The following is a 24,351-nucleotide window of genomic DNA, read 5'->3' as shown; positions in this document are numbered from 1 at the left end:
TTTTTATAATTAAAAAGCCTGTTAAAAAAAAATCTGCATAGCGGCACAGAGCCACTATGCAGATTTTTATCTACCAACGATTACTTTTTGGTTTTATTGAAATTCAGGTCGCAAACTATCCCAAGATAAACAATGCGGCTGATAGGTGCCGAGCCATAAACACTGAGAGCATTGGCATTGGTAAGATTTGTACCTCCCAGCTTAACAGTGCTGCTGAGGTCTTTTATAAAATAATTTAACTGCGCATCAAGTGTTCCAAAGGCTTTAATCTCTCCCTCATCAAAAGGCATAAAGTACATATAAGCGCTGCTGTGCCGATAATTAACTGAATAGGAAAAGTTTTTAGTAATAAGGCCATTTGCGCCGATATTAAATTTATGCTCTGGCGTATTAAAACCGGCAATCAGGTTTTTGATGTCTGATATTTTTGCCCAGGTATAATTACCATAAACACTCAGTTTGTTGTTTACGCGGTAATCAAGGCTAATGAACGCGCCTTGTGTGGTAACCTGTTTGTCGAAATTAGCCCAGGTCTGAATAAACCTGCCTCTGGTACGGTCTGGTGCTGTTTTGGCCCAGTCGCCGGTTTTTTGCTGATAGTTGCCCTCTGGCATTTTGCCGTCTTCACGCCCCTGAAAACGCACAATACCTATAAAACCATTGTATAAACTACGGTAATAACTCAGGTCAAGTTGCAAGTCTTTGGTAAGTAAAGCTTTATAGCCCAACTCCCAGCTATTCATTTTTTCAGGCGCCAGCTTCTTTACTTCAAAAGGCTGTGTACCTGTTGAGTTTAACCCCTTGAAGCCGTTTTCAACATTACCAATCAGCAAAATACTGCCGTAATCAAGGTAAATATACTGGTCAAGCTGTGCGGGGGCTCTGTAAGCCGTAGCAAAGTTAGCTCTGAAATTATGCCTGCCAACTGAATAAACAGCCGAGATGCGGGGAGAAAACCTGGCATCAAAATTCTGAAAGAAGTCTACCCTGCCTGCGGCTGCCAGCGTAAGTTTTTCATTAAGCAGTTTTTGCTGTACCTGGCCGTATATGCCTGATTCCCAATTGGCAATGCTATTCCTTTTTTCTTTTGACAGAGGTGAGAAATTACCATCTGATAGTAAAGTACCGTTTGATTTCAGCAAATAAGTTCTGTAAGCTCCTCCAACTACAATGTTGGTTGTGGCCAGCTTAAATTCTCTCTGTGCTGAAAAATCAGTATAACGAGCCGTGTTAGAGAAGGCAGCACCTTTGATGGTTGAGCCATTGATTGTCAGGTCGCCAACGCCGTCAGCAACTTTTTGGGTAATCTGATTAAAAAGTGGAGACCCGGCACCTAACTGCAGCGATTGTGTCAGATTAAACGCAAGCCTGGCGGCATCCTGAATAGATTGCCCGCCCTGAATGGATGGTATTGAAAACGCACCGGGTAAGCCACCATTTATCATATCGGGTGTATAAACACCTGAAAGGCTCCCTCCACCAAAACCACTGCCACGTGCAGCAGCAAATATCTGGTTCCAGGCATTAAAATAATTACCTGACACTGTTGGATACACCCCATTTTTAGGGTCTGTGAGTCTTACGTTCTGCAAAGCATTGGCTACACCCCCTACTTCATAGGCATTACCGCCATAATCAAACATAGTGTAAGCACGTATAAACCACTTGCTGTTTTTTATTTCAAACTTGTGTAAATCATATTGCATTTCACGCCACGCAAACCGGCTGGTACTCTGAAAAATCCCATTACCCAACGACCAGCGATACTCATAAGACGCCTGTGTATTTTCATTGATTTTGTAATGCAAAGACGGATTAAGACGGATGCTCCCGGCCTGAAAGCCTTTCATGTTCAGGAATTTGCTCCCGTCATTTGCCCCTATAACATCAGCCTCGTTAAAGCCCGGCATGTAGATGCGGTAAGGCTGGTTATTGTTGTATTGAGTATACCGGGGGTCTGTAACAGTTAGCCCTGCATCGCCAAAATAGTTGAGCTTGTTCCAGCCAAAAGGTGAGCCATAGGCATTATTGGCTGCATCAGACCCGGCCAACCCACCGGCTGTGGTAGCCTTGATGGCAGCGTCTGAATTACCCATAAACTCTTGCCCTTGTGTAAAATTGGCGTTGAGCTTAAAGGCAAAACGCCCGGCAAATACCTGTGCATATCTTAATTGTCCGTCCATTAAGGATCGCGAGCCGCCACGGATAGATGCAGCCAATCCCTGATGCCTGAAAGGGTCTTTTGAGTGCATCAGTATTACTCCGTTAAATGCACCTGAACCATAAAGTGCCGAATTGGCACCGTATATTACTTCAATGTTATCAATATCCAGGTCTGGCGTACCCATCCAGTTTCCACCATATAGCGACGACGTGGGCGACATAAAATCGACATAATCTGCCAGTTGTAAAATCCTTTCGGCTTTAGAGCTGTTAAAACCACGGGTACTTAAACTTGTTACAAACCAGCTCGATTGGCTTACATCAATACCCTTGTATCTTGACAAAGACGAAATTAACTCAATACCCGGCGACTGCTGCAGTTGCAAAGCCGAAACTTTGGTAACAGAAACGGGGGCTTTAAAAATACTTTCCTCAATTCTGGATGCCGACACCACTACTTCATTTAAAGCCCGGGCACTATCGGCCTGCACATTCTGCCCCCATGCCATGTTAGTTGCCAGACAAGCCAGTAAGTAAAGTTTTCTTCTCATGTTCTTTGGTTTTATTTGGTTTTGTTTTTTTATCCTTCAATCCACCGCTTGAATTGTGCGGCATTTTCCTGACTGATACTCACCTCAGCTTTTGACAAGTGCATTAATTCTATGGCAATCTTGCCCTTAAATGAGGGCTTGAAGCTCTTTATAGCATCAATGCTGACAATGAACTTGCGGTTAGCCCTGAAAAACTGCCTGCCTGATAATTCTAATTCAAGTTCGCTCAGGTTTTTTTCTACAATGTATCTTTCTCCGGTTTTATCAATCAAAAAAACTACTCGCGCCTCGGTATAAATAAAGGCAATATCAATCGCAGGCATTACATAATAATTTGTTCCTTTTTTAACAATCAGCCTTTCTTTAGCTGGGTTACCGTTGTTGTTACTTAGAGCTTCATTATTTCTGGCCTGCATTACAAAATGCTTGCGGAGGGCCTCGTATTTATCCAGAATCCTGACTAACTCTGCCTTTTCAATGGGTTTTCGTAGATAATCAATGGCTTGATATGGCATGGCCTGAGACAAATACTTGTCATAAGCCGACATAAACACAACCGGGAAGCCCGGGTTTATTTCTTGAAAAACCTCAAAACTAAGTCCGTCTGCCAGTTCAACCTCAAAAAAACCAATACTCACACCATCGTTAACGGCCAGCCAGGCCAGTGTTTCCTGAACACTACGGCAATGGCTAAGGGTAGACATAGGGTAATATTCTGCAAGCGTATCTGCTATCAGTTTAAAATTATCCTCTGTTTTTTCTACTATAAGAATTGTCATCGGCTATTTCGGGGTCAGGATTTCCACTTTCAGGCAGTGTATCCCGGCATTGGCGAAAAAAAATTTGCGTCGCAAAATTAAGGAGAACAAATTAGAATAACGCCGATGGCCGCATTTCACTGAATATTTAAGGCTGTAACAGTGGTTTATTGAAAAAAGAAGAACACGGCGCGAGGTAAATTAATGGCTTAAATATTACCATTGTTTACCCCACAATCTTCTAAAACAAATCAAATGCGATTAAAATTCTGTGATTCTGAGGTTTTTGGGCTACCGGCCTGCTTTACAGAAATAAAGTGTTTTTTTCTTGGTTCCTATTCATCTGGCATTGAAATTAGCCACATCTAACAAGTCGTTTATGAATACCGAACTACTTTCGCGAATACAGTTTGCATTTACTGTAGCATTTCACTACATATATCCTCCTTTAAGTATTGGTTTAGGCGTTGTAATGGTAATTATGGAAGGCCTGTATTTAAGAACCGGCAAGCCAGTTTATGAGCAAATGACCCGGTTCTGGATAAAAATATTTGCCCTTATTTTTGGTATAGGCGTGGCTACCGGCATAGTAATGGAATTTGAGTTTGGCACCAACTGGGCGGTTTATTCGCGTTATGTGGGTGATATTTTTGGTAGCGCACTGGCAGCAGAGGGCATCTTTGCCTTTGCGCTGGAGTCTGGCTTTCTGGGTATACTTATCTTTGGCTGGAACAGGGTTAGTCCGAGAGTCCATTTTTTTGCCACTTTAATGGTGGCGCTAGGCTCCATGTTTTCGGCTATCTGGATTGTAGTGGCCAACTCATGGCAGCAAACCCCTGCTGGCTTTAGAATAGAAGGCGAAGGTATGAAAGCCCGGGCCGTAATAACCAATTTTTGGGAAATGGTTTTTAATCCGTCAAGCATAGACAGGCTTTCGCACGTAATCATCGGGGCATTTCTGGCTGGTTCGTTTCTGGTGTTGAGTGTTAACTCTTATTACATTTTACGCGGCAGGCATTTGCAGATTGCCAAACCGGGCTTTAAAATTGCACTGGTGGTTGCTACTGTTGCTTCCTTATTGCAATTATTCACGGGCCATCATTCGGCAAACGGGGTGGCCAAAAATCAACCTGCAAAACTGGCAGCTTTTGAAGGCCATTATGATTCTCTGTCAGTGGCCGACATGTATCTGGCGGGGTGGGTAAATAACAAAAAGCAGCAGGTATCAGGCATCAGCATTCCTGCCGGATTAAGCTATCTGATACATCAGGATACCAACAAACCGGTTAAAGGCCTTAATGCCTTCAAAAAAGAAGACCGCCCTTCGGCTGTTAATTTTGTATTTCAGACCTACCATCTGATGGTAACCATTGGGATGATACTCATTGGGCTTACACTATTAGCCACTTTTCTGTGGTGGCGGGGCAAGTTGTTTCAGCATAAATGGTTACTGCATATTTTTGCCTGGTCTGTTTTATTACCGCAAATAGCCAATCAGGTGGGTTGGTATTCGGCAGAAGTAGGCCGGCAACCCTGGGTAGTGTATAATTTACTACGGACCTCAGACGCGCTTTCGCAATCGCTAAAAGCTGAGCAGGTCATGTTCTCTCTTATATTATTTACATTGGTTTATGCCCTGTTGTTTGTTTTGTTTTTGTATCTGCTCAATAAAAAAATAAAGCATGGCCCCGAAGAAAACGATGAACTGATGCCTGAATTTTCTAAACGAGATAACCCGATTTTAAAGTAATGGAAACGATATTAGGACTTAATCCGGCCACATGGTGGTTTTTAGTAGTTGGTGGGGTTTTCAGCGGATACGCCATTCTGGATGGTTTTGATTTGGGCGCCGGAGCCTTGCACCTGTTTTTTAACAAAGAAGAAAGCCGCCGTAAGGCACTCAATGCCATTGGCCCCGTGTGGGATGGAAACGAGGTCTGGCTGGTTATTGGCGGAGGAGCCCTGTTTGCGGGCTTCCCTGTTGTATATGCCACTATTTTATCTGCTTTTTATGAGCCATTTATGATATTTCTGGTAATGCTTATTTTCAGGGCAATATCTATAGAGTTCAGGTCTAAGGAAAGTATGCGGTGGTGGAGAAACCTATGGGACATCAGTTATTGTGTTTCCAGCATTGTGCTGGCTCTTTCTTTAGGTCTTATATTAGGCAATATTATACAAGGCCTGCCACTAGACCAGAACTACGTTTACAAAGGCACTCTGAGTGATTTTTTTAACCCCTACTCCATTCTGGTTGCTTTTACAACCCTTGCTTTGTTTATGATGCACGGCGCCATTTATCTGGTTATGAAAACCGAAAACAGGCTATATGCCAAGCTGACTATACTGGTAAAAAACACTACAATATTTTTTGTACTGATGTTTGCCGTTACTTCAGTTGTTACTTTGCTTTATGTGCCACACATGGCACATCGTTATCAGGAGGTACCCTATATGTTTGCGTTCCCGATACTGGCTATTTTAGCCGTGGCTAATATTACACGACAGATTTCACGGCGAAAATATATGTACGCCTTCTTGTCGTCGGCATTTGTAACAGCCATGCTGATGGTATTGGTAGCGGTTGGCTTATTTCCTAACATCATTTTATCAAGTATCAACGAGGCCTATAGCATCACGGTTCATAATGGTTCTTCAACTGATAAATCTCTGAAAATAATGCTTTTATTTGCCTTGATAGGCGTACCTCTGGTGGCCACATATACTGGCTTTGTATTCTGGACTTTCAGAGGAAAAGTGAAGCTGGATGAGACAAGTTATTGATAAGGGACGTTACCGGAAATTGAATACTTCGCATGGTGCGAAGTATTGACATTGTAAGTACATACCGCCGGTAACGTCAAAACCTTATTAGTGGCTTTTATTTTGCTCATTATTCATTTCAATAAGTTGTACCATGTTTTTATTGAATGAAGCTAGTTCAATACCTAATGGAGCAAAAAAGGCTAAATCAGCATTTTCTATCTCAATAATCGCTTTCTGCAAAACCACTTCACCATCTGATGTCAATCGAATTGTTTTTGCCCTTGTGTCGGTTTCATGTGCCTGCCGTGTTATAAACTGCTTGTCTTCTAATGTACGCAGGACTTTCGACACCATCATTCTGTCGGCATTACTTTGGTTGGCAATGTCTATTTGTGTTACCGACTTACTTTTTTTTGAAAGCCACCCTAATGTGGCCAACAACACAAATTGTGTCTGCGTCAGGTCTAAAGGGTCTAATACCTTTTTTAGCTTCCGTTGCCAAAGCATAGTTACCTGGCCTAGCAAATAACCCGGGCTATCATTGGGACTTTTAAAGTGAAATTCAATTTCTTTAGACATGATGATGTTGAAGCATTTGTGATGAAATCAAATTAAAATCATGATGGTTAATTTCAAAGAATCCAAATCTGAACGGATACCCCCAGCTTTTTTTGTTCTGAATAAAATCTAAATCATTTATTAAAGGAAGAATTGAAGTGTCTTGGCACTCAGAAAACTCAATGTTGCGTCTGGCAGCACAAATGTCTTCAGAAACCTGAAACTGATAGGTTTCATCATCTATTACAATTCCTAATGCTGTAAACTGCTGGCATTTATCGGGTTTTCCAAAAGTTTGTTTGCCTGAATAATAAATTACAAAATCTCCTTTCTTCATTCTCTTTAATGGTGCAGCCTTTCCGTGGCAGGCTTGTGCAATTCCATCGGCAATGCCTCGTTTTACGTGGTCTTTTGATGCCACAATTACCCAGTATTTTACCTTTCTATTTGCCATCGTTAATAATTTTAGTTTCTTCTAAAAACGTAATAAAGTAGCCGTCCGGGTCTTTAACTATTAGAGTTTTACCGAAAGGAGTGTTATTTATAGTGCCTACGATTGCTATTCCTTTATGGGCCAGTCGGCTTTGAAATGCTTCGATTTTCTCATCAATTGCAAACCAAAGAGACACACCAACGCCCAGTTCTTTTCCGTCTAAATTTCCAATGGGTTTTCTGATCGCAAAACTTGCATCGCCTTTGTTGTATCTGAAAACATAAGCCCCCGGATTAGTCATTTCCGATAACTCAAACCCTAAATAGTCGGTGTAAAAGACTTTTGAGGCTTCTAAATCTCTAACCTGAAGAGATGCAAAATTTAATTTTCTCATTGCGCTTATTTTTGTTGTCGCAAATATAATATACGCGACAACAATAAGCTAGTTTTTTTTTATTTTTCTGCTGCAAACAGAAAAATATTATCCGAATACAACAGCTTAGTAAAACACGAAAGCCTTCAAAACTGCTGATTTTGAAGGCTTTCGTGTTTTTGACAGTATTGTCCAGATTTGTAGTTTTCGCAGCAGAGATGGTAGTTCTTTCTTAGAAAAGAGCCAAAATTGGCTTTTAAAGAAAATAGACAAAGCAATTTATAAACAAGCCCGCAGCTAATTAACCTTATCGTCCTTGCAGAGCTTCTCCATAATATTTTTCAGAAATTTCGGTTTGTTCTTTTTTACCTCTTTCAAAAAAGGTGAAGATTCAGTAGAGCTAGACAAATATTTATCACCCCAAAGGGCTATTTCAATTAAAGCAGGTATCAAATCAACACCTTTTGGGCTAAGTTTATAAAGGCCTTTTACCTTATTGTCCGGATATGGCAATTTTACGATTATCCCATTCTCCTCCAATATCTGTAATCTATTCGCTAATATATTGGTTGCTATTTTTTCTTCAGACTTTGTAAAATCACCATAAGTACGGGTTTCATAAAGCATTAATTCTCTTACAATTAAGAGCGACCATCTGTCTCCGAAAATATCTAATGATAAACTGATTGGGCACTCGGAGCGCCTTTCATTTGATTTCATACATTCTATCTTTTCACTTGCATATTGAAAGTAATTATATAACTTTGCACTTGCAAATTAAAAGTAATATTTTCGCTTTACACTTGCAAATAGAAAGCAAACTTAATCATTTAAATTAAAAAAAAGATATTACGTTATGGCAAAAATACTTGTAACAGGGGCAACAGGAGTAATTGGAAAACGTACGGTTGAACACCTGCTAAAAAAAGGAGTTCCTGCAAGCCAGATTATCGGGCTCTCACGAAAAAAAGAAGGGCTGGAAGACTTAGCTGCCGAAGGCATTGAGGTTCGTTCTGGCGATTATTTTGATTATGATTCGTTACTGCGTGCATTTGAAGGTGTTGATAAAGTAATGCTTACAAGTGCGGTGGCTTTCACAGACCGGTCTACCCAACATTATAATGCCATTACTGCTGCCCGCCAGGCTGGTGTTAAGCACGTAGTGTATATGTCAATCATGCGTAAAGAAGGTTCAGGACGGGTTATGCAGGGAATTACAGAATCAGACCTTTTTACAGAGCAGTTACTTAAATCTTCAGGGCTTGATTATACTATTGTATACCACCCGCCTTTTCTAGACCTTTTATCGTTCTACTATGGTTCCAATGCTTATGAAAATGGAATAAAAGTACCTGCAGACCATGGGAAAATGGCACCAGCCACAAGAGATGAATTGGCAGAGGCGCATGCAGAAATATTGTCTGCACCGGGACACGAAAACAAAACCTATTCATTAGTTGGCAGTGATTCTGTTTCGTTTTCTGACATTGCCAAAATACTTGCAGAAATAAAAGCGCAACCTGTTCCTTTCACCACCATTACAGTAGAAGAATATATTGAGGCGATTGTTTCCAAGGGAGTCCCTCGTAATGTTGCTGAATTTTTAACGGGTTGGGTAGAGGCAATTGAAGGAGGCGAATTTGAATATCAATCAGGTGATTTAGAACGCTTATTAGGTAGAAAGACAAAAACTTTCAGACAATACATAGAATCAACATTAGCTTAGATTTGTGAAGGTCTAAAACAAACAAAGTGGCTGAGAATTTATCTTCTAGCCACTTTGTTTTAATGCAATACTGATTTGAAGAGTGACCTCGCCGGGAATCGAAGACTGCGCGTCCCGCCCGCATCTAAAATCTAGGAAACTTCTATTTTATGAAGAGTGACCTCGCCGGGAATCGAAGACTGCGCGTCCCGCCCGCATCTAAAATCTAGGAAACTTCTATTTTATGAAGAGTGACCTCGCCGGGAACGAAGACTGCGCGTCCCGCCCGCATCTAAAATCTAGGAAACTTCTATTTTATGAAGAGTGACCTCGCCGGGAACGAAGACTGCGCGTCCCGCCCGCATCTAAAATCTAGGAAACTTCTATTTTATGAAGAGTGACCTCGCCGGGAATCGAACCCGGATCTAAAGTTTAGGAAACTTCTATTCTATCCGTTGAACTACGTGGTCTTTATATTTTTATAGCTCTAAAGTTTAGGAAACTTCTATCGGTGCGACGTTCGCTCTATCCGTTGAACTACGTGGTCTTATAATTTACGAAGATGGTTCGGTATTGAGCCATCTTCGTACTTTCTTGAATACAAATTTCAGCATTTTTTTGTTTCAAAACACAAAAATTATTCAAAAACATCTATTCAATTGCAATTTCATCAACAAATAACCATGCCGGATTACCGTGCCCAGGGTGATTTTCGGGTAGTTTTCCATAGTTTCTGGCAAACACCCTTACGTATCTGGCTTTCTTACCATTGGCTGCTACACCAATTTGTTGAACCGCCCGGCTTTGTTCGTCAGTATTTCCCATAGTTATTTTCTGTAAGCTGATAAATGTTTTACCGTCGTTGGAAACCGACACTTCCGCTTCTTTTGGCAGCATAATCCATGAGGCGCTGGCTCTCAGAAAAGCAAATGAAATTTTATTCAGAGTTGTTGGCTGGCCCAGATCAATGGTTAAATCCAGATCTTTTCCTTCAAAACCTACCCAGGTGGCACTGTTGGCCGCTTCGCCTTTTACACCGTTTGTCAGGCCGTAGGTTTCACCACCTGTATAGTTTTTAGGTTGGTTCACCAAAGTATATTTGCGCCCTGTAGCTTTATTAATGTAAAAATATTTGGTAAGCACCTTGCCGAGTCGTTCGCCTTTTTGAGAAAACGCTGCAGCACTGATGCTGCCATCCTGGGTAATCACCACTCCGGATGGTTGATATTGAGGCGATTGGGCAGTAGGTTCAGAGTTATCTAAAGTATATCTGATTATTGCTTCTTTATCGGCCGATTTCAGTTTTACAACCACCTGTTTTTTTTCATTCATTGCCGATGAGGCCGAAATATCATAATAACTTCTGGCATAATTAACACCAAGGTATTTCAATCGCTCAAAATGTGTTTTCAAACGGGCCGTGAAATCCTCATAATCTTTCTGCCGGGCCGATGTCCACCCTATTTCGGCAATGGCACAAGCCCTGGGGTAAACCATGTACTCAACATATTCAGGTGTTTGCATATATTCTGTCCATACGTTAGCCTGCACACCCAGAATATGCTTTGCCTGTTCTGGTGTTAGCGACTTCGGTGTAGGCTCATAAGAATAAACCTTGTCTAAAGGCAAATATCCGCCAATGGCCAACGGCTCAGTTGTAGGGTCTGACTGGTAATAATCAAGATAACAAAAGCCGGTAGGTGTCATAATGGCGTCATGGTTTTGCTGGGCAGCAGCCGTTCCTCCTTCTACTCCGCGCCAAGACATAATGGTAGCATTGGGCGATATCCCTCCTTCCAGAATCTCATCCCAACCTATTATTTTCTTGCCTTTCGCTGTCAGAAATTTATCAAAATGCTTAATAAAATAGCTTTGCAATTCATGCTCGTCTTTCAGACCCTCTTTCTTCATCAGGTCCTGACAAAACTGACTTTGTTTCCAGGCAGTTTTCGGGCATTCGTCGCCACCTATATGTACATATTCGCCCGGGAACAACGCTATTACTTCTGTCAGAACATCTTCCAGAAAACTAAAGGTTTTTTCGCTCGGACAGAAAACATCATCATGCACGCCCCATATTCCGGTTACTTCATAAGGTGTACCTTTCAATGATTTTGCTGTGCAGCCCAGTTCAGGATATGAAGCCAATGCTGCCAATGCATGGCCAGGCATTTCAATTTCAGGAATAATGGTAATGAATTTCTTTTTTGCATAGGCCACCACATCTTTAATCTCTTCCTGGGTATAAAAACCGCCATGAGGTGTACCATCAAACTTCCAGTCGGTATAGTGGCCTTTCATACTCTCCTTACGCTTCGAACCAATTTCGGTTAGTTTCGGATATTTCTTAATCTCAATTCTCCAGCCCTGGTCGTCGGTTAAATGCCAGTGAAAACGGTTCATTTTATGCAAAGCCAGTAAATCTATATAACGCTTCACAAAAGATGCCGGAAAGAAATGGCGGCTTACATCCAGCATACTTCCGCGGTGTTTATACCGCGGGCGGTCGAAAACGGTGCAGCCTGGCACTGTCCACTTCACATCTTTAGTAAGGGTGCTGCTGAAAATTTGAGGGGGCAACAATTGCAAAAGGCTTTGCAAGGCATAAAACTCCCCCTGACTGGATGCCCCTGCCAGTATAATTCCTTTGGCATCAGTTTTCAGAATATAATCTTCGTTGCCCAGCATTTTGTTATATATCTGCTCTTTGAAAGGCGCAAACACAATCGCCTTATGGGTAGGAATCAGGTTATCCGGCACATCTGCTTCTTCAATTTTCAGATTTACCCCTCCTGCTTCTGTGAAGCGCTCTGCCAGCATTTCTGCCAAAAGGCGTTGCTCTGCGCCTCCCTTCGGAATAATGATTCTGGTTTGGGCATCAATCACAAATGTTCCGTTCACGGGCGTTAATTCCAGAGGCTTTGGTATTATGGCATATTTGTTTTGCGCAATAGCTGAAAACGAAAGCATGAGCAGCCATAAGTAGCCTGATATTTTTTTCATACAAACTGATTGTTTTATTTATTTCCGGACAAAAATAGTTCTTATTGATGAAAATCTGCCTTAAAATGGCATTTTTTGAGATGAATGACAATCTTGGTTTTGAGCGTACGTATCGCAAAAAGCAATTAACCTGCTGCTGATGAAACGGATACATACCACATGTAACGAACAACAGAAAAAAAATGATACAGATTTATAGCCACGATATAGCTATATTTGCACCAAATTTAATGAATTTGATTCCGTGCAGAACCAGAACAATTATTTAGACAAACTTAACCCACCCCAACGAGAAGCCGTAACTTACCGCGAAGGCCCCCTGATGATTATTGCAGGTGCAGGCTCTGGTAAAACACGTGTGCTTACCTACCGCATTGCCTGGTTGATTGAGCAGGGGGTTGACCCTTTCAATATTCTGTCTTTAACGTTTACCAATAAGGCGGCCGGTGAAATGCGACACCGGATTGAGCAGATTATAGGCAATGATGCTAAAAATCTGTGGATGGGCACATTTCACTCAATTTTTGCAAAAATACTACGCTTCGAAGGTAAAAGACTGGGATATACTTCAGATTTCACCATTTATGATACTGACGATTCTAAATCTCTGATAAGAACGATTATTAAAGAAATGGGCCTGGACGATAAAACGTATCGCCCGAACTACGTACTGAATCGTATTTCTAACGCTAAAAATGCGCTGGTATCATGGGAGGCTTATGCCACCAACCCGATTTACATGGAAGACGACAAAGCTGCCAAAATGCCTGAAATTGGCCGTTTGTACAAAACGTATCAACTGCGTTGCTTTCAGGCCAATGCCATGGACTTTGACGATTTACTGTTTAATACCAACGTTCTGTTCCGTGACCACCTGGATATTCTGAACAAATATCAGCACAAGTTTAAGCATGTGTTGGTTGATGAGTTTCAGGATACCAACGTATCGCAGTACCTGATTACCAAAAAACTTTCGGCCGTACATCAGAATATTTGCGTTGTAGGCGATGACGCCCAGAGTATCTATGCCTTTCGTGGAGCCAATATTCAGAATATTCTGAATTTTAAAACCGACTACCCGGAATTGCACGTTGTAAAACTGGAGCAGAACTACCGCTCTACCAAAACGATTGTAAGTGCGGCTAATTCGGTTATTGCACGTAATAAAGAGCAGCTGGAGAAAAATGTCTTTACAGATAACGAAGAAGGCCCGAAGATTGAGGTAATCAAGGCGGCGTCAGACAACGAAGAAGCAAGGCTGATTGCCACCAGTATTTTTGAAGCCAAAAATAATGATGGCTTAAAAAACACCGAGTTTTCGATATTGTATCGTACCAATGCGCAATCAAGGGCATTTGAAGAGGCCCTGCGGAAAATCAACATCAAGTACCGCATTGTGGGTGGGCTTTCTTTTTATCAGCGCAAAGAGATAAAAGATTTACTGTCATATTTAAGATTTACCATAAATCAGAATGACGAAGAAGCCTTTAAGCGTATCATTAATTTACCCAAAAGAGGAATTGGTGACACCACTGTAGCCAAAATAGTAGTAACTGCAGCCGAGAATAACCGCTCGGTTTGGGAGGTGGTAAGCAGTATTAATCAATACGTGGCAGGGCGCGCCGCACAGGCTATTGACGATTTTGCCACTCTGATTAAGAGTTTCAAACTTATGATAGAAGAAGGCAAAGATGCCCACACGGTGGCGTCTTATATTGCCAAAACATCGGGCATTTTGCGTGAGTTATATGAAGATAAAACAGTAGAGGGCTTATCTCGCTACGAAAACGTGCAGGAGTTATTAAACTCTGTGAAACAGTTTGTTGATAACCCTGAAAACGAAGAAAAGACCTTAAGCGCCTTTTTGCAGACGGTTACGTTAATGACATCGGCCGATCAGGAAGACGAAGACGGCGATACAGACCGGGTAACCCTAATGACTATTCACGGAGCCAAAGGTCTGGAGTTTAAATATGTTTACATTGTGGGTTTGGAAGAGAACCTCTTTCCGTCGCAGATGATGCTGCAGAACCGAAGTGATCTGGAGGAAGAGCGCCGCTTGTTTTACGTGGCTATTACCCGCGCAGAAAAGAAACTGACACTGAGCTACGCCGAAACCCGGTATAATTATGGCCGATTGAATTATTGCGAACCCAGCCGTTTTCTGGAAGAAATAGATAAGCGTTTTTTGCAGATGTCTAAAAGCCGCACGGTTTCTTATGAATCAACGCAAGCCAAAACTGACAGGCCCACCTCTACGCTTTCGTTTGCTAAAAAAGAAAGTGTTATATCTAATCTGAAACCCGTTCAGAAGGCGGTTCCGCCACCGCAACATACACCGTCCGGCGATTTCGCGCCAAGTGATACCAGCAACCTGAAAGAAGGTGATAAAGTAGAACACCCGAAATTCGGGTTTGGAACAGTGAAGAAAATGGATGTAAACGGGTCGGACAGAAAAGCGACTATTGTATTTGACGGGCAGGGAGAAAAAACTTTACTACTGAGTTTCGCCAAGTTGAGAATCCTGTAATATCTGGTTTTTATGATGATACTGTAACGAATATGACCGACCTTTTGGCCGGGCATATTTGCTTATAAAAATCTTGCTCTTAATTCAGGTGTGGGTAATCTACAACTATCGCTTCTGCCCATTAGTCTATATCTGTTTCTGGCTACGAGGTCATAAATAGCATCTCTCATAAAGCCAGGCACAATTTTAAAGACATAGAGTAACTTCCAGAGTCCGTCCATGTGCCGGGCTATTTCCAGTGCTGCATCAGATTTCTGATAGATTTTCCCTTCTTTTTCCAGCACTACACTGTTAGGTTCAATTTGACTATCAATCTGATGATGTTTCAGAATCCCGTGGCCTATCTCCGACTGCAATGCGGCAAATTTAAAAACACCGCTTGCGTCTCTATCAATTATAAAATTGATGGTGGCATTACAAAAATTACATACACCATCAAATAGAATAATCATGGTTTTGTCATAGAAACCGCAGGCTTACTTTCTTCTGCCTGCAACTCGTTATTATTGTATTTAGACGGGCACTTCAGCAATATCTGGTCTGCACGGAATACCTTGTTTTGTAAATCCATACTACCTACTACTACCACTTTCTCCGACTTATCCAGGTCTTGTGGTTTTGGCTGGTTATAAATTACTTTTTCTTCCCGGTTCAACGAATCAATCATCGTAAACTGAAAACTGTTCGGGTCAGCTACCGGGTCATATATCATGCCTACAATTTTACCCTGGCTGTCTTTTTTTAAAGTACCCACAACGTGTATCGACTTATTGTTGCCTTCTTTGGCCAATGATTCGGCTTCAGTAAAACCTACATAAGTACTGGCGTCGCCTACTGTAGAAATAATGATTCCAACGGCTATCGCAATTACTCCGAGCGCGATAATATGTGATTTTTTCATAAACCTTTTTCTATTTTACTAATCTTTCTATCTAACAAAACCAGATATGTAATAATTCCTGCAAGCACTAAGCCAATTACAGCAACAACCACCCAAATTTTACCATCGGCGCGCATTTTATCGGCCATTTCTACCTCCTGCTGCGCAAAAAGGTTGGTCGAAAACAGCAGAGTCATCATTACCAGAGCTAATATTCTTTTCATATACTATTATTTTTAACAAATACTATTTTACTTTTATTGTTCCATTTTCAACCGCTTAATAACTCTCAGTCTGATTCTCAGGCTTGTCATCCATACGCCCAGGAGTGTCCAGCCGATAATAGCAGGGTAAAACACCATTCTCACGCTGTTATCCATGTCATATTTCCCAAAGGCAGGGTTGCCTCCATTGCCCGGGTGCAATGAGTCTGTCATTCGCGGTAATATCCATACCAAAGGCATAAAGGCCGCAAAGGCAAAAATATTGTACACGGCCGACAACCGGCCTCTTTTTTGGTCGTCATCAAAAGAGCTTCTTAATACAAAATAGGCAGAGTAAATAAGTAGACCCACCTCAACGGCAATAATTTTCGGGTCTTTGGGTATCGGGTCTCCCCAGGTATAGTTACCCCATAAAGCCCCTGTCAGAAAGCCCAAAATGCCATACAATATGGCAGTATTAGCAAACTCAGACGAATATTCGTCATCCTGTACGTTTCCGTTTCTTAGATATTTAACAGCAAACCATACTGAGGCTGCCATGAGGGTCATCATACCAAACCACAGAGGCACATGAAAATAAACATTCCTCAAAGTCTCGTTCACAATAGGCTGGCGGGGTATTTTGCCCACAAGCCCCTGTATAACTGTGTAGAACAAAAGCACTACACATAAAATTTTCCACCACGATTTTCTCATAAATCTATCAAAACATTATCAAATTCAAACCTGTCAGCTTCTCCACAAATACGGAAAAAGCAAGTAACTAATGCTCAACACTATGGCATCAATAGCCAGTAAGATGGCAATTTCATCATAGCTTGTCTCCCAGCCCAGACCATCCATCGCACTTTTCGACAACTTGATAACCATCATCAGCATGGGCAAAATAATCGGGAAACTCAGAATAGCCATCAGCGTTGAGGTATTCTCGGCCTTTGAGGCAATACCAGCCACCATAGTAAGCGTAGTAGCAAAGCCGATGGCCCCCAGTACAAGACAAACCAGATACATCGGCAGGTTCATAACCGGGTTACCCATCATAACAAGGTATATCAGAAAACCCAGTAACGACAGCACCAGCATCAACATGGTGTTGTAAATAATCTTAGACAGAATGATGCTCTGTGGGCTGGCCAAAGTATAATAATAGAGTTGGCGCCCGGCGCCCTCTTGCGTGAAACTCTTGGTGATTGAGTTAACCGCCGAAAACAGCAGAATTATCCATAACAGGGTGTTCCAGGTAATGGGTTCTATCTCGTCTACTTTCAGCTTAAAGCTCATATAACAAACAAAAATTGTACTGATAATATACAAAAGCATACCGTTAAGGGCATATTTCTGGCGCCATTCTAAACGTATTTCTTTTTCTATCAGTGCTTTTATTTCTTGCATGTACCCGTACTAATAATTACAGATGTGGTGTTATCGTTATGCAAATGTACTATGCAAACGCTTAGCATTTTATGATTTTTGTTACTTTTTTCAATAATACGCCAATTAAAAAAGTATTAATTGCAAGTATTAATACCGCTCTGTGGGTGCTTAGGCCTTACCCTGTGCAGAGTATGCTAAAAATCATTTTTTTTTGCGAACAAAAACTGTTAAACTTGCGTTCTATTTAAAATAATTCTAAATAAGTAATGGTGAAGTTTTCAGAAAAAACCGTTGCAGACCTAAACATTGGAGAGAAAGGAATCATTAATGGCTTCAGAGACCCCTCTATGTCATTAAAATTACTGGAGATGGGTTGTCTGCCCGGTACTGAGGTTACCCTTGATTTTATTGCTCCGTTGGGCTGCCCTGTTGGCATCAGAGTTGCTGGTTACCATCTGTCTCTCCGTAAAAAAGAAGCGGCAACCATTGTGTTAAAACCCGGTCAGGCATAAGTACGCTGGCCTGATGTACTAAATTATTGGATGTAAGGTGAAAGATAAAAAAGTTGTTGCACTCCTGGGGAATCCTAATGCGGGTAAATCTTCTCTTTTTAATCAGCTGACCGGACTTCGCCAGAAAATCGGAAATTTCCCGGGTGTTACGGTTGATAAAAAAGTGGGTTTTTGCCGGTTAGATTCCAAAACCGATATTGAAATTCTTGATTTGCCGGGTACTTACAGCATTTACCCCAACTCGCTCGACGAACAGGTAGTGTTAGAAGTACTGGCTAACCCCGACCACCCCGAATACCCGGATGTGGCCGTTGTGGTTGCCGACGCGTCTAACCTGAAACGCAATATGCTGCTTTTTGAACAGGTGAGCGACCTGGGAATACCAACCATACTGGCACTGAATATGCTGGATGTGGCCGATGAAATGGGCATATCAATCAATTCGGGAAAACTATCTAAAATCCTGGGTGTACCGGTGGTAGAACTAAACGCCCGCCAGGGTATAGGTATTGAAGGGCTGAAATATACCATTTTAAACCAGCTGGAAGTAAAACGGATACATGCTAATTTGCCTGTCTTTGATGAAAAGTCTGAAAACATAGCTTCAGAGGTGCGCAAAAAGTACAATGTATCTAACAAGTACCTGGCTTTACAATACGCGGCGCAATCGCCTAAGATGATGTTTCTGGGAGCTGAAACTCAGAAAGACCTGCAAAATCTGGTCTTGAGATATGATTTCAATGCAGACGAGTTTCAATCTGCCGAAACCATCAATCGGTATCATGATATAAGCGGAACCCTCTCACAGGTAATAGATGAAACCGGCGAACAGAAAGAAACGGTTTCAGAAAAAATTGATAAAATTCTTTTGCATAAAATCTGGGGATACGTCATTTTCCTCAGCATTCTTTTCCTCATATTTCAGTCGGTTTTTTCGTTTGCAGAATACCCTATGGACATGATTGACCAGGGAGTAGCCGGCCTTAATGAATGGCTGAAATCTGTTCTGCCTCAAAGCACGCTGGTAAGCCTGCTCACCGACGGCCTGATAGCGGGTATAGGTGGTGTGGTTATTTTTATTCCGCAAATTGCTTTTCTGTTTGCTTTTATATCTATTCTTGAGGAGTCTGGCTACATGGCTCGTGTGGTAGTACTGATGGATAAACTCATTCGCCGCTTTGGCATGAGCGGCAAATCAGTAGTGCCATTAATATCCAGTTTGGCCTGTGCAGTTCCGGCAATTATGTCGGCCAGAACCATCGGCAGCTGGAAAGACCGCCTCATTACCATTATGGTTACACCATTAATGAGCTGCTCGGCCAGGCTACCAATCTATACTATACTGATAGCGCTGGTTGTGCCAGATACCAAAGTGCTGGGCATATTTAACCTGCAGGGTATAGCATTGATGGGCCTTTATCTGCTGGGCTTTTTCTCGGCGCTTATTGCCGGTTGGATAATGAAGCTGATTCTGAAATCTAAAGAGAGAAGTTACTTCATTATGGAACTGCCTACCTACAAAATGCCCCGATGGAAACAGGTAGGATTCATGATTCTTGAAAAAGTAAAAACCTTTGTTTTTGAAGCCGGAAAAGTTATTGTTGCCATTTCAATTGTGCTTTGGGTGTTGGCATCTTATGGCCCCGGCGATGAAATGACTCAGGCTGAACAACAGGTAATTGCCAACAACCCCACCGTTCCGCAAGAAGACCTGGCCTCAAAAATAGCATCTGTACGCCTTGAGAACTCTTATGCCGGCCATTTCGGTAAGTTTATTGAACCTGCCATTGCCCCGCTGGGCTATGATTGGAAAATAGGAATTGCCCTTATTACTTCTTTTGCCGCGCGCGAGGTATTTGTAGGTACCGTTTCTACTATTTATAGCATAGGCGCCGACCCTGACGATGAATCTACTATTAAAGAGAGGCTCCGCAATGAAATTAACACCAATACCGGGCAACCCGCATTTTCAGTAGCCACTTCTTTTTCATTGCTTATATTTTACGTATTTGCCATGATGTGCATGAGTACCATTGCTACTGTATATCGCGAAACCAAAGGTTGGAAATGGCCGCTTATTCAGTTGGGTTACATGTCGGTGCTGGCTTATGTAGCTGCGCTGCTTGTGTATCAGGTTCTGAAGTAAACCTTTTTATCTGCTTAAACGTTTGATACATACTACCGGAATGAAAACCGGGCAATTGCCAGGCTTCACTCCGGTATTTTCTACTAATTTTGTGCTTCTATATATATAAACGACTTATGATTGGCGTAACTGCAGATAACAAATTAAAAAGACTGATTGTCGTAGGCGACAAAGTATTGGTAAAGCCCAACAATCCGGCTGATAAAACAAATACCGGTTTATACCTGCCCCCAACCGTAACAGAAAAAGAAGAGGTGCAGTCTGGCTATATTATAAAAGTAGGGCCGGGATATCCCTTACCACAACAGAGCGAAGACGAACCCTGGAAAGAAACTGAAGAAAAAGTAAAGTATATGCCGCTACAGGCACAAGAAGGAGATTTAGCCATTTACCTGCAAAGACATGCCATTGAGGTAATGTATGAAGGCGAAAGATACGTAATTCTGCCGCAGGCCTCTATATTAATGCTGGAAAGATTTGAAGACTTGGGCTGATTGCTCACTTGCAGGTTTATAACGAAAAAAGTCGGGTGCTCCCCGACTTTTTTCGTTTCCGGTTGTTTTATTTCAGCACAGCCGGGAGTATGTATTCTTGCATCATTTTATCAACCTGCGGGTGTGCATAAGGCCTGCCGTACGCTTTGGCAGTAATAACAATGGTGAGTGGTATGTTCTGAAAAACATAAATCTTGTTACCGCCATTGCCGGTACAATAAAATGCCTCGTAACTTTTGCCATTCACAACATAGGTTTTATTCCAGAACAAATAGCCGTAGTACTCATTCGTTCTACCCGGAATAGGCAGATACTTTGTAAAAGTTTTAGCAACCCATTCCCCGGGTAATATCTGTTTCCCGTTATAAACGCCCTTGTTCCGGTACAGTTCGCCATATCTGGCAAAATCTAATGCCGACAAACGCAAACCACCTGCCGTGTTGGCCACATGCTGTGGTGTAAATTGCCACTCGTAATTTTTAATGCCAAGTGGTTTAAAAAGTTTTGTGTCGGCATATTTCTGTAAGCCCCCCGGTACCGATCGATGCAGTATATCCCCCAGCACAACTACCCCGGCCGTAAAATAATCCCATTGTTTGCCATTGGCTTTGCCTTTATCCATCGGCAAATCAAGCGCAAATTTCACCCAGTTGGCAGTAGGATACATATTTTCTTCATTGCCCGGCGAATCGCTGTTGTTGTCAGAGGCATCAAACGCAGAACTCATGCTCAATAAATCACTAATTTTTACACTGTCTTTACCCGGGCTGTAATTGGCAAACTGTTTTAAATCATAAAAGCTTTTCAGGGTTTCTGATTCATTTTTAATGTATCCGTCATGAATGGCTATGCCAATCATGGTTGAGGCAAAAGACTTCCCGACCGAGCGGGGGTCGTGCAATGTGGTTCGTTCTTCTTTATTGAAATATTCTTCCAATAAAAGTTTCCCCTCTTTTATCACCACAATTCCGGTAATCTCTTTCAATTTATTGAGATGAATATTCTTATTCAGGCCTTCTATCTTTTGTTTGTCGATAGCGGCGTTAGAAATCTGCCAACCAGAATTAGGTTGAATGGGCTGAATCTCAGTCTGCTCTTTAGTTAACACCGGCGTTTTTATAATCAGTTTCAGCTCGCCCTGAGCTATTAAATCACCAACCTTTATTTCGCCTGTGTTTAGGTACGGGCGCATTTCAAGCCTGAACTGGTGTTCTCCTTCAGTAAGTGCTGTTTCGCCGCCATTCATCATAAACCGGTTAAACATATACACCGCCCACCAGTCTTCACCTGACGAAGTTGTTAATGGCACTCTGAACGTAGTCGTGGTACTCTTCCGTAGACCCGCACCATGATGCAGGTTTTCTTTATAAATGAGCCTGCCATCCACATAAAAAGAGAACTGATAGTTTCCCTTTTTATTGAGTTCTTCTTCACTGAGCCCGGGTGCCAGGTGGTGCAGATAATTGGTGATAGAATTGGCCAGAAAAGGCCTGATGTTTAAATCGCTGACGGGCTTTAACTCAAAACTGGTCAGGAAGTCACTTTCCTTATATGCGTCTAGCGGAATGTTGCCATTCATAAAAGTGATACGGCCTACATGGGCCTGGTGCAAGGCATTAACCATACCATCGGTTTTAACCAAATCTGAGCTTTGCCCGTTTGCTGTAATATAAAAAAGAGGCAGTAATAAAATCAGTGTTAGCTTTTTCATAGTTCAATTTGTTAAAAGCACAAAGATACACTAAACCTGCGCCCTGAAATAGAACAGAATTAACATGTCTCAGCCGAAAAGCACACGGCGATGAGCCAAAGGGGTAACGTCATTTACAGCTTTGAAACAACGGCCAAAATGGCTTTGGTCTGCAAAGCCGCATTCATAAGTAATATCGGTGAGAGATTTGTTTTTTTGCGCTAGAAGCGACAGGGCCTTTTCAACTTTCAGTTTTCTGATGTATTCGCCCAGCCGGCAATGAAAGTACTTAGGGAAGTCTCTGGAAAGATGAACAGGGTGGATGCCGAGTTGAAGTGCCAGCTCAGACAGGCTCAGATTCTCAGTGACGTTGTCATGCAGTAATTCTCTGAGCCTTATTACCCAAATAGGATTACCATGCAATGCAGTTTGTTGGTCTTGATGCATTCTGCTCAGTAATTCAAGCAGAATAGTCTGCACGCTCAATTCGGTAGTGATATCAGACAATTTAGATTCCCTGAAAATCTTATAAAGCAGTATTTTCAAATCGGGGTTTAAGACATGAATACTACCGGTAAGATGATTGATGTCGAAATCAAGATGCCTGAACCAATCATGCGCCAGTTCAACATGAAAGCCCCGGGTGAAGCCCGGTGGTTTAATATTATAGTGTGGCTCTTGCCAATGATGAAACAACAGGCTTCCTGCCTCGCAGTTATACACTTCCTTCTTATTTCCTTCGATCACATTGCCTTGCAGAATAAAAGTAAAATAGGCGTTTTCATGGTAATGCCAGTCTACTTTATCCAGTGTGTATTCGGTATCAGTAAGCGTAACACCCCCCAGATTAACAGTCTGGTTGGTTTGCCCATGAAATTGTCCTGTGCGCAGGTGCTTCATTTTATAATAAATAAAAGGCTCTTCTTACCGAAAAGCCCTTATTGGATTTATTTCTAACAATCTTGTTTTACAATTGTGATTTATCATCAGGGATGAAATCAAGCGCAATGGAGTTCATACAATAACGTTTGCCGGTTGGCTCAGGGCCATCATCAAAAATATGACCCAAGTGGCCGTTGCAACGCCCGCATAGCGTTTCGATACGATGCATACCGTGTGTAAAATCGTCTTTGAATACTATGCTTTTTTTATCGTCCTGCTGAAAAAAGCTGGGCCAGCCACACATACTGGCAAATTTGGCATCAGAACGAAACAACTTATTGCCGCAAGAAGCACAATGATAAGTACCCTTGCCTGTGTAGTTCCAGAATTTACCGGTAAATGGGCGCTCGGTATCTTTCTCACGCATGATAGCATATACATCAGGCGGCAAAACTTTTTTCCATTCAACATCGCTCACTTGCAAAGGCTCTTTGCTGGTCAGCGAATAATAGGGGTTCCCCTTTTTCTCTTGTTCTACTTGCGATGACATACTTTTATGTTGAGATTTATTCTGACAACTGGCCAATGCCGGAATAGTACATAAGACTATCAGCAAGCCAAATAATTTATTTTTTTCTAGTGAAATCATAATTTTTAATGCAGGGCTAAAGTTTACAGATAATTATCAATAAAACATTATCTGCCAGGTAAATGTTCAACTGAATGCACTAAATTACAATTGCGCACCGGTGGTTGTGTCAGCCAACAATTCAGGGTTTTACGTACAAAATAGCTTTCGGCTTTTAATGTGGTTTTTTACTATATAAGGGCTATATTTGCAGACTTAAAACAATACATTTTTACAGTGCAAACTTCAACCTTTACAATTGAGAATCTTCAGACAAAAGTTAACCGTAATGACGAAGCATTTATGGTTTCCGGTTTGGGAGATGAGGCAGTTATGATGAATCTGGCAACTGGAGATTTCCTTGGCCTTAACCCTGTGGCAGCCGATATATGGGAGTTAACTGCCCAGCAGGTAACTATTGAATATCTGATTGAACAACTGCTTGAGAAATACGATATTGATGCCGAAGTGTGTACTACTGAAACCCTGGCGTATCTGCAAGAGATGCAAAAAGAGAATATGCTTGTTATAGCGGGCTAATAATATTTATACCTTAAGTGCTAACGCTCCTGAAATTGCCATTATAATTCTGTCTGGAGCTTCGTTAAGGCAAAAGATTAGCGGATACATAAAAGGTCTTCTACATTTTTCAGAAACGTAAGAGACCTTTTATTTTAAAAA

At 41.8% G+C, this 24,351-nt stretch carries 23 protein-coding genes and 1 tRNA gene; 8 read left to right on the top strand and 16 right to left on the bottom strand.

Annotated features, from left to right (window positions below):
• Window positions 1-80: 80 nt before the first annotated feature.
• Together NZ848_RS02505 and NZ848_RS02500 are read right to left on the bottom strand one after the other, a co-directional pair.
• Entirely contained in the window at window positions 81-2,714 is a 2,634-nt protein-coding gene (locus tag NZ848_RS02505; RefSeq protein ID WP_259014217.1) for a TonB-dependent receptor, read from the bottom strand.
• Window positions 2,715-2,743: 29 nt separating this feature from the next.
• Entirely contained in the window at window positions 2,744-3,493 is a 750-nt protein-coding gene (locus NZ848_RS02500) for a LytR/AlgR family response regulator transcription factor (RefSeq protein ID WP_259014216.1), read from the bottom strand.
• A 358-nt stretch (window positions 3,494-3,851) separates the two neighbouring features.
• On the opposite strand from NZ848_RS02500, the gene NZ848_RS02495 reads away from it, so the two are divergent.
• Both NZ848_RS02495 and cydB read left to right on the top strand, forming a co-directional pair.
• Window positions 3,852-5,222, top strand: a complete 1,371-nt coding sequence (locus tag NZ848_RS02495; RefSeq protein WP_259014215.1) for a cytochrome ubiquinol oxidase subunit I — start codon at window positions 3,852-3,854, stop codon at window positions 5,220-5,222.
• Window positions 5,222-6,256, top strand: coding sequence for a cytochrome d ubiquinol oxidase subunit II (gene cydB / locus NZ848_RS02490; protein ID WP_259014214.1), 1,035 nt, complete (start codon window positions 5,222-5,224; stop codon window positions 6,254-6,256). The genes NZ848_RS02495 and cydB overlap by 1 nt, the downstream gene beginning before the upstream one ends.
• Before the next feature lie 87 nt (window positions 6,257-6,343).
• Here cydB and NZ848_RS02485 read toward each other — a convergent pair whose 3' ends face one another.
• From NZ848_RS02485 to NZ848_RS02470, 4 genes are all read right to left on the bottom strand, one after another.
• Window positions 6,344-6,817, bottom strand: a complete 474-nt coding sequence (locus NZ848_RS02485; RefSeq protein ID WP_101727610.1) for a MarR family winged helix-turn-helix transcriptional regulator — start codon at window positions 6,815-6,817, stop codon at window positions 6,344-6,346.
• Complete coding sequence (locus NZ848_RS02480; protein ID WP_259014213.1) at window positions 6,810-7,250, bottom strand: EVE domain-containing protein; 441 nt, start codon at window positions 7,248-7,250, stop codon at window positions 6,810-6,812. Before NZ848_RS02480 ends, NZ848_RS02485 begins: the two co-directional genes overlap by 8 nt.
• A complete protein-coding gene (locus tag NZ848_RS02475) occupies window positions 7,240-7,623 on the bottom strand; it encodes a VOC family protein (protein WP_259014212.1) in 384 nt (127 codons plus the stop codon). The genes NZ848_RS02480 and NZ848_RS02475 overlap by 11 nt, the downstream gene beginning before the upstream one ends.
• 276 nt (window positions 7,624-7,899) lie before the next feature.
• Complete coding sequence (locus NZ848_RS02470; protein WP_259014211.1) at window positions 7,900-8,322, bottom strand: winged helix-turn-helix transcriptional regulator; 423 nt, start codon at window positions 8,320-8,322, stop codon at window positions 7,900-7,902.
• Between the two features lie 136 nt (window positions 8,323-8,458).
• On the opposite strand from NZ848_RS02470, the gene NZ848_RS02465 reads away from it, so the two are divergent.
• Complete coding sequence (locus tag NZ848_RS02465) at window positions 8,459-9,328, top strand: SDR family oxidoreductase (protein WP_259014210.1); 870 nt, start codon at window positions 8,459-8,461, stop codon at window positions 9,326-9,328.
• Between the two features lie 377 nt (window positions 9,329-9,705).
• Here the strand turns inward: NZ848_RS02465 and NZ848_RS02460 are convergent.
• Both NZ848_RS02460 and NZ848_RS02455 read right to left on the bottom strand, forming a co-directional pair.
• Window positions 9,706-9,777: transfer RNA gene (locus NZ848_RS02460), tRNA-Arg, on the bottom strand.
• Window positions 9,778-9,958: 181 nt separating this feature from the next.
• Window positions 9,959-12,310: a glycoside hydrolase family 20 protein gene (locus NZ848_RS02455; protein ID WP_259014209.1), complete on the bottom strand. Its 2,352-nt coding sequence runs from the start codon at window positions 12,308-12,310 to the stop codon at window positions 9,959-9,961.
• 244 nt (window positions 12,311-12,554) lie between these two features.
• On the opposite strand from NZ848_RS02455, the gene NZ848_RS02450 reads away from it, so the two are divergent.
• Window positions 12,555-14,840, top strand: a complete 2,286-nt coding sequence (locus tag NZ848_RS02450; RefSeq protein ID WP_259014208.1) for an ATP-dependent helicase — start codon at window positions 12,555-12,557, stop codon at window positions 14,838-14,840.
• Between the two features lie 62 nt (window positions 14,841-14,902).
• Here the strand turns inward: NZ848_RS02450 and NZ848_RS02445 are convergent, their stop codons facing one another.
• Genes NZ848_RS02445 through NZ848_RS02425 form a run of 5 tightly spaced genes read right to left on the bottom strand, consistent with a single transcriptional unit; the run spans window position 14,903 to window position 17,336 of the window.
• Complete coding sequence (locus NZ848_RS02445; protein WP_259014207.1) at window positions 14,903-15,292, bottom strand: thiol-disulfide oxidoreductase DCC family protein; 390 nt, start codon at window positions 15,290-15,292, stop codon at window positions 14,903-14,905.
• Entirely contained in the window at window positions 15,289-15,741 is a 453-nt protein-coding gene (locus tag NZ848_RS02440; protein ID WP_253533718.1) for a cytochrome c maturation protein CcmE domain-containing protein, read from the bottom strand. Before NZ848_RS02440 ends, NZ848_RS02445 begins: the two co-directional genes overlap by 4 nt.
• Window positions 15,738-15,944, bottom strand: a complete 207-nt coding sequence (locus NZ848_RS02435; RefSeq protein ID WP_253533717.1) for a CcmD family protein — start codon at window positions 15,942-15,944, stop codon at window positions 15,738-15,740. Before NZ848_RS02435 ends, NZ848_RS02440 begins: the two co-directional genes overlap by 4 nt.
• Before the next feature lie 33 nt (window positions 15,945-15,977).
• Complete coding sequence (locus NZ848_RS02430; protein WP_259014206.1) at window positions 15,978-16,640, bottom strand: cytochrome c biogenesis protein; 663 nt, start codon at window positions 16,638-16,640, stop codon at window positions 15,978-15,980.
• Window positions 16,641-16,673: 33 nt separating this feature from the next.
• A complete protein-coding gene (locus NZ848_RS02425; protein ID WP_253533713.1) occupies window positions 16,674-17,336 on the bottom strand; it encodes a heme exporter protein CcmB in 663 nt (220 codons plus the stop codon).
• 248 nt (window positions 17,337-17,584) lie between these two features.
• Here NZ848_RS02425 and NZ848_RS02420 point away from each other — a divergent pair, with 248 nt between their 5' ends.
• The 3 genes from NZ848_RS02420 to NZ848_RS02410 all read left to right on the top strand — a co-directional run bounded on the left by NZ848_RS02420 (window position 17,585) and on the right by NZ848_RS02410 (window position 20,470).
• On the top strand, window positions 17,585-17,830 hold the full coding sequence (locus tag NZ848_RS02420) for a FeoA family protein (protein WP_259014205.1): 246 nt from the start codon (window positions 17,585-17,587) through the stop codon (window positions 17,828-17,830).
• A gap of 37 nt (window positions 17,831-17,867) precedes the next feature.
• Window positions 17,868-19,976: a ferrous iron transport protein B gene (feoB, locus tag NZ848_RS02415; RefSeq protein WP_259014204.1), complete on the top strand. Its 2,109-nt coding sequence runs from the start codon at window positions 17,868-17,870 to the stop codon at window positions 19,974-19,976.
• A gap of 116 nt (window positions 19,977-20,092) precedes the next feature.
• Entirely contained in the window at window positions 20,093-20,470 is a 378-nt protein-coding gene (locus tag NZ848_RS02410; protein ID WP_253533710.1) for a co-chaperone GroES, read from the top strand.
• A 67-nt stretch (window positions 20,471-20,537) separates the two neighbouring features.
• Here the strand turns inward: NZ848_RS02410 and NZ848_RS02405 are convergent, their stop codons facing one another.
• From NZ848_RS02405 to msrB, 3 genes are all read right to left on the bottom strand, one after another.
• Window positions 20,538-22,181, bottom strand: a complete 1,644-nt coding sequence (locus tag NZ848_RS02405; protein ID WP_259014203.1) for a serine hydrolase domain-containing protein — start codon at window positions 22,179-22,181, stop codon at window positions 20,538-20,540.
• Window positions 22,182-22,250: 69 nt separating this feature from the next.
• Entirely contained in the window at window positions 22,251-23,060 is an 810-nt protein-coding gene (locus tag NZ848_RS02400) for a helix-turn-helix domain-containing protein (protein ID WP_259014202.1), read from the bottom strand.
• 67 nt (window positions 23,061-23,127) lie between these two features.
• Window positions 23,128-23,691, bottom strand: coding sequence for a peptide-methionine (R)-S-oxide reductase MsrB (msrB, locus tag NZ848_RS02395; RefSeq protein WP_253533707.1), 564 nt, complete (start codon window positions 23,689-23,691; stop codon window positions 23,128-23,130).
• Between the two features lie 216 nt (window positions 23,692-23,907).
• On the opposite strand from msrB, the gene NZ848_RS02390 reads away from it, so the two are divergent.
• Window positions 23,908-24,210: a PqqD family peptide modification chaperone gene (locus NZ848_RS02390; protein ID WP_259014201.1), complete on the top strand. Its 303-nt coding sequence runs from the start codon at window positions 23,908-23,910 to the stop codon at window positions 24,208-24,210.
• The last annotated feature ends 141 nt before the right edge of the window (window positions 24,211-24,351 follow it).

The organism is Emticicia fluvialis (assembly GCF_024793945.1).
Classification (GTDB): Bacteria; Bacteroidota; Bacteroidia; order Cytophagales; family Spirosomataceae; genus Emticicia; species Emticicia fluvialis.
Note: the sequence above shows the minus strand (reverse complement) of the source record. Positions and strands in the feature narration are given on the sequence as shown.

What these genes read in the sequence shown, in the direction of transcription:
- NZ848_RS02505 (WP_259014217.1), bottom strand. Translation starts at nt 2,714, where the DNA reads ATGAGAAGAAAACTTTACTTACTGGCTTGTCTGGCAACTAACATGGCA.
- NZ848_RS02500 (WP_259014216.1), bottom strand. Translation starts at nt 3,493, where the DNA reads ATGACAATTCTTATAGTAGAAAAAACAGAGGATAATTTTAAACTGATA.
- NZ848_RS02495 (WP_259014215.1), top strand. Translation starts at nt 3,852, where the DNA reads ATGAATACCGAACTACTTTCGCGAATACAGTTTGCATTTACTGTAGCA.
- cydB (WP_259014214.1), top strand. Translation starts at nt 5,222, where the DNA reads ATGGAAACGATATTAGGACTTAATCCGGCCACATGGTGGTTTTTAGTA.
- NZ848_RS02485 (WP_101727610.1), bottom strand. Translation starts at nt 6,817, where the DNA reads ATGTCTAAAGAAATTGAATTTCACTTTAAAAGTCCCAATGATAGCCCG.
- NZ848_RS02480 (WP_259014213.1), bottom strand. Translation starts at nt 7,250, where the DNA reads ATGGCAAATAGAAAGGTAAAATACTGGGTAATTGTGGCATCAAAAGAC.
- NZ848_RS02475 (WP_259014212.1), bottom strand. Translation starts at nt 7,623, where the DNA reads ATGAGAAAATTAAATTTTGCATCTCTTCAGGTTAGAGATTTAGAAGCC.
- NZ848_RS02470 (WP_259014211.1), bottom strand. Translation starts at nt 8,322, where the DNA reads ATGAAATCAAATGAAAGGCGCTCCGAGTGCCCAATCAGTTTATCATTA.
- NZ848_RS02465 (WP_259014210.1), top strand. Translation starts at nt 8,459, where the DNA reads ATGGCAAAAATACTTGTAACAGGGGCAACAGGAGTAATTGGAAAACGT.
- NZ848_RS02455 (WP_259014209.1), bottom strand. Translation starts at nt 12,310, where the DNA reads ATGAAAAAAATATCAGGCTACTTATGGCTGCTCATGCTTTCGTTTTCA.
- NZ848_RS02445 (WP_259014207.1), bottom strand. Translation starts at nt 15,292, where the DNA reads ATGATTATTCTATTTGATGGTGTATGTAATTTTTGTAATGCCACCATC.
- NZ848_RS02440 (WP_253533718.1), bottom strand. Translation starts at nt 15,741, where the DNA reads ATGAAAAAATCACATATTATCGCGCTCGGAGTAATTGCGATAGCCGTT.
- NZ848_RS02435 (WP_253533717.1), bottom strand. Translation starts at nt 15,944, where the DNA reads ATGAAAAGAATATTAGCTCTGGTAATGATGACTCTGCTGTTTTCGACC.
- NZ848_RS02430 (WP_259014206.1), bottom strand. Translation starts at nt 16,640, where the DNA reads ATGAGAAAATCGTGGTGGAAAATTTTATGTGTAGTGCTTTTGTTCTAC.
- NZ848_RS02425 (WP_253533713.1), bottom strand. Translation starts at nt 17,336, where the DNA reads ATGCAAGAAATAAAAGCACTGATAGAAAAAGAAATACGTTTAGAATGG.
- NZ848_RS02420 (WP_259014205.1), top strand. Translation starts at nt 17,585, where the DNA reads ATGGTGAAGTTTTCAGAAAAAACCGTTGCAGACCTAAACATTGGAGAG.
- NZ848_RS02410 (WP_253533710.1), top strand. Translation starts at nt 20,093, where the DNA reads ATGATTGGCGTAACTGCAGATAACAAATTAAAAAGACTGATTGTCGTA.
- NZ848_RS02405 (WP_259014203.1), bottom strand. Translation starts at nt 22,181, where the DNA reads ATGAAAAAGCTAACACTGATTTTATTACTGCCTCTTTTTTATATTACA.
- NZ848_RS02400 (WP_259014202.1), bottom strand. Translation starts at nt 23,060, where the DNA reads ATGAAGCACCTGCGCACAGGACAATTTCATGGGCAAACCAACCAGACT.
- msrB (WP_253533707.1), bottom strand. Translation starts at nt 23,691, where the DNA reads ATGATTTCACTAGAAAAAAATAAATTATTTGGCTTGCTGATAGTCTTA.